Annotated in this window: 4 protein-coding genes; 3 read left to right on the top strand and 1 reads right to left on the bottom strand. The window is 28.6% G+C overall.

The genetic code is table 11. The features are described from left to right. Positions 1-105: 105 nt before the first annotated feature. Genes Q0352_RS01460 through Q0352_RS01450 form a run of 3 tightly spaced genes read left to right on the top strand, consistent with a single transcriptional unit; the run spans position 106 to position 2,572 of the window. Positions 106-834 carry an FKBP-type peptidyl-prolyl cis-trans isomerase gene (locus Q0352_RS01460; RefSeq protein WP_299522464.1) on the top strand — a complete coding sequence of 243 codons (729 nt, stop codon included), beginning with the start codon at positions 106-108 and terminating at the stop codon, positions 832-834. 44 nt (positions 835-878) lie between these two features. Further along, positions 879-1,979 (top strand): peptidylprolyl isomerase, encoded by a 1,101-nt coding sequence (locus tag Q0352_RS01455; RefSeq protein WP_299522461.1) that lies wholly within the window; start codon positions 879-881, stop codon positions 1,977-1,979. A 23-nt stretch (positions 1,980-2,002) separates the two neighbouring features. Further along, positions 2,003-2,572: a phosphatase PAP2 family protein gene (locus Q0352_RS01450; protein ID WP_299522458.1), complete on the top strand. Its 570-nt coding sequence runs from the start codon at positions 2,003-2,005 to the stop codon at positions 2,570-2,572. Here the strand turns inward: Q0352_RS01450 and Q0352_RS01445 are convergent. Continuing rightward, positions 2,562-3,233 (bottom strand): hypothetical protein, encoded by a 672-nt coding sequence (locus Q0352_RS01445; RefSeq protein ID WP_299522455.1) that lies wholly within the window; start codon positions 3,231-3,233, stop codon positions 2,562-2,564. The genes Q0352_RS01450 and Q0352_RS01445 overlap by 11 nt on opposite strands. Between the last annotated feature and the right edge of the window lie 66 nt (positions 3,234-3,299).

Raw genomic sequence — 3,299 nt, 5'->3', positions numbered from 1 at the left:
TATTTCCATCTCATAAAGTTTTCGGATATTTAGGCGATCAAAAAAAAATAGATATTAATCAACCGTTAATATATAAAGTTCAATTAATTAAAATAAAAAAGAAAAATGAAAGTAATTAAATTTTTAGTCGTTGTAATGTTAATTTCAACAATAGCATCTTGCAATAGTCAAGGAATTACAAAAAAACCTTTAACAAGCGAATTAGATACAGTAAGCTATGTTTTAGGACTAGATATTGCCAATAAGCTAAAAGGAAATTTTGAAGATGTAAATAAAGACCTTTTTATTCAAGGTGTTATAAGTGGAATTGACTCAACAGATATCTTAATTGAAGCAGATAAGGTGGAAGGAATTTTAAGAGAGTTTTTTCAAAAGAAACAAGTTGAAATGAGAGAAAAGCAGCAAGCAGATGCTTTAAAAAAAGCGGAAGTTGAATTTGGAGACTTAAAAGCTGAAGGAATTAAATTTTTAGAAGATAATAAATCTGTAAAAGGAATTCAAGTTACAGAGAGCGGTTTACAATATATTGTTCTAAAAGAAGGTTCAGGTGAAAAACCATTAGAAACTTCTAAAGTAAAAGTTCATTATCATGGTACTTTAACTGATGGAACTGTTTTTGATAGTTCAGTAGATAAAGGTACACCAGCTGAATTTGGTGTGAACAGAGTTATAAAAGGATGGACAGAAGGACTTCAATTAATGAATGTTGGTTCTAAATATAAGTTTTTTATACCTCAAGAATTGGCATACGGAGCTACTCCACGTCCAGGAGGAGTAATTAAACCTTTTTCAACACTAGTTTTTGAAGTTGAATTGTTAGAAATTGTGAAATAAGCAATTTGATGTAATTTATATTTTAATGTAAAATTTAAAAATATATGAAAATTGTAAAATTTTTAATGGTCGCTATTTTGTTAATAGCGGTTTCATGTAAACCAGCAAAATATGCTGATTTGGCGGATGGTTTATATGCAAATATGGAAACTAATAAAGGATCAATTTTATTAAAACTTGAATTTGAAAAAACGCCAATTACAGTAGCTAATTTTGTTTCTTTAGCTGAAGGTAAAAACAAACAAGTTGCAGATTCTTTAAAAGGAAAACCTTATTACAACGGTCTTATTTTTCATAGAGTTATAAAAGATTTTATGATTCAAGGTGGTGATCCGTTAGGTACTGGTGAAGGTGATCCGGGTTATAAATTCATGGATGAATTTCCAAAAGATGCGCAAGGTCATTTGTTATTAAAACATGATAAACCAGGGATTTTATCCATGGCAAATTCAGGTCCAGCAACTAATGGTAGTCAGTTTTTCATTACACATAAAGAAACATCTTGGTTAGACGGAAAACATACCGTTTTTGGAAATGTTATTGAAGGGCAATCAGTTGTTGATTCAATTGCTCAGAATGATGTAATTGAAAAGGTTGAAATTATTAAAATCGGGAAATCTGCCAAAAAATTTAAAGCAGATAAAGAGTTTTTAAAATATTTGGAAGCGCAAATTTTGAAAGAAGAAGAAATTATGCAAGTTGCAGATAAATCTTCAAAAGAGTTTGATGAAAATTTAGCAAAAGCTACTGAATTACCATCTGGTTTAAAAATTTATATCACTGAAACTAAAAATGGAGAGTTTCCAAAAAAAGGAGTAAACGTTAAAGTAGATTATGCAGGCTATTTTACAGATGGTAGATTGTTTGATACTAGTTATAAAGAGATTGCAAAGGCGTACCAAGTGTATGATCACGTACGCGATGATAAAGGTGGTTATGCTCCTTTTACAACAGTGTATAGTTCAGAAGCTCGTTTGATTCCAGGTTTTAAAGAAGGCCTACAACAAATGAAAATTGGAGATAAGGCTATGTTATTTATTCCTTCACATTTAGGGTATGGAGCTCAAGGTTCAGGTAGTGTAATACCTCCAGATACCGATTTAGTTTTTGTACTAGAGTTGGTTGAGGTTGTTGAAAATAATTAATAATTTAATATAAATTAGTAAGAATGTTTGATTCTATAATAAGTAAAGACATAGAATTACTAATTTATTTAAATAATTTAGGAACAATACAATGGGATGGCTTTTGGTTAGTTATTACTAACAAATTTAGCGCTATTCCGTTGTATTTTTTTTTACTGTATATCACCTACAAACAATTTGGAGTAAAAAAAACATTTATAGTAGTACTTTTTGTAATCCTACTAATTGCTATTTCAGATCAAACTAGTAATTTATTTAAATATGGTTTTAAAAGATTACGACCTTGTCACAATGAAAATATTTCACATTTAGTTAGATTGGTTGGAAATCGCTGTGGAGGTTTGTATTCTTATTTTTCAGCGCATGCTGCAAATTCAATGGCAATTGCTATATTTTTTGGGTTACTATTAAAATCATTTTCAAAATACTTACTCCCAATTTTAGTTTTATGGGCATTTATAGTTGCCTATAGCAGAATTTATATTGGAGTTCACTTTCCTTTAGATGTAGTAACAGGATTGTTGTTTGGTGTATTATACGCAACAATTATTTATTACTTATTAAAGATGCTTTTAAAAAAGTTTATGAATTAGATTTATAAATACTCTTGTTTAGCGGATTTAAGAATATTAAAAAGAAAATTACACCAAAAGCCAATTCGTACAATTCCCATTTTCTTTCTGAAGGCATAAATACTAATATTCCAGTACTTACCAAAAATGCAATAGTATGCTGCCATTTTACAATAGGTACAGCAAATAAGTTAGCTAATTTTTTTATAGCTTCAAATTTTCTATATAAGAGGGGAGTAATAATTAAATAGATAACTAAAATTAAAGTTAAGAGCTGACTGAATATTATTTTATTTATTTTATTCCCATCAACAACCATATTGTGTAAATTGGTTTCACCTTGGGCATTGTTTTCCAAAAAGTATTCTGAAGATTCAACATTAAATATGCGTTGTCCCCAAGAAATTTCTTCACCAGCTCCAAATAAAAATATAGTAGCCAATAAGAAAATGCCTATTTTCCAAAGTAATTGTTTTTGGTTGAAGAATTTGAAAAATCTGGTAAACAATAATAGACTAGAACAAAACAGTAAAAATGCAGTGCCATATTCAACAAAACCATCTTCTTTTGTATATACTTCATCAAAAAATTGAAGATTTGTATTTGAAAAATAAATTCCAAACCCAAAGACTAATATCAAAAATAAAAAGGCTAATTTTTCTGTTCTAGTAAGTGTTTTCATATGTCAAAAATACTGTTTTTTTAGTTTTTAAATAAATACATTCCTTTTTTATTATTTGAATCTATT

It is taken from the genome of uncultured Lutibacter sp., assembly GCF_937891065.1.
Lineage (GTDB): Bacteria > Bacteroidota > Bacteroidia > Flavobacteriales > Flavobacteriaceae > Lutibacter.
The sequence above is the reverse complement of the archived record's forward strand: the minus strand, read 5'-3'. Positions and strand labels throughout refer to the sequence as shown.

What these genes read in the sequence shown, in the direction of transcription:
- Q0352_RS01460 (WP_299522464.1), top strand. Translation starts at nt 106, where the DNA reads ATGAAAGTAATTAAATTTTTAGTCGTTGTAATGTTAATTTCAACAATA.
- Q0352_RS01455 (WP_299522461.1), top strand. Translation starts at nt 879, where the DNA reads ATGAAAATTGTAAAATTTTTAATGGTCGCTATTTTGTTAATAGCGGTT.
- Q0352_RS01450 (WP_299522458.1), top strand. Translation starts at nt 2,003, where the DNA reads ATGTTTGATTCTATAATAAGTAAAGACATAGAATTACTAATTTATTTA.
- Q0352_RS01445 (WP_299522455.1), bottom strand. Translation starts at nt 3,233, where the DNA reads ATGAAAACACTTACTAGAACAGAAAAATTAGCCTTTTTATTTTTGATA.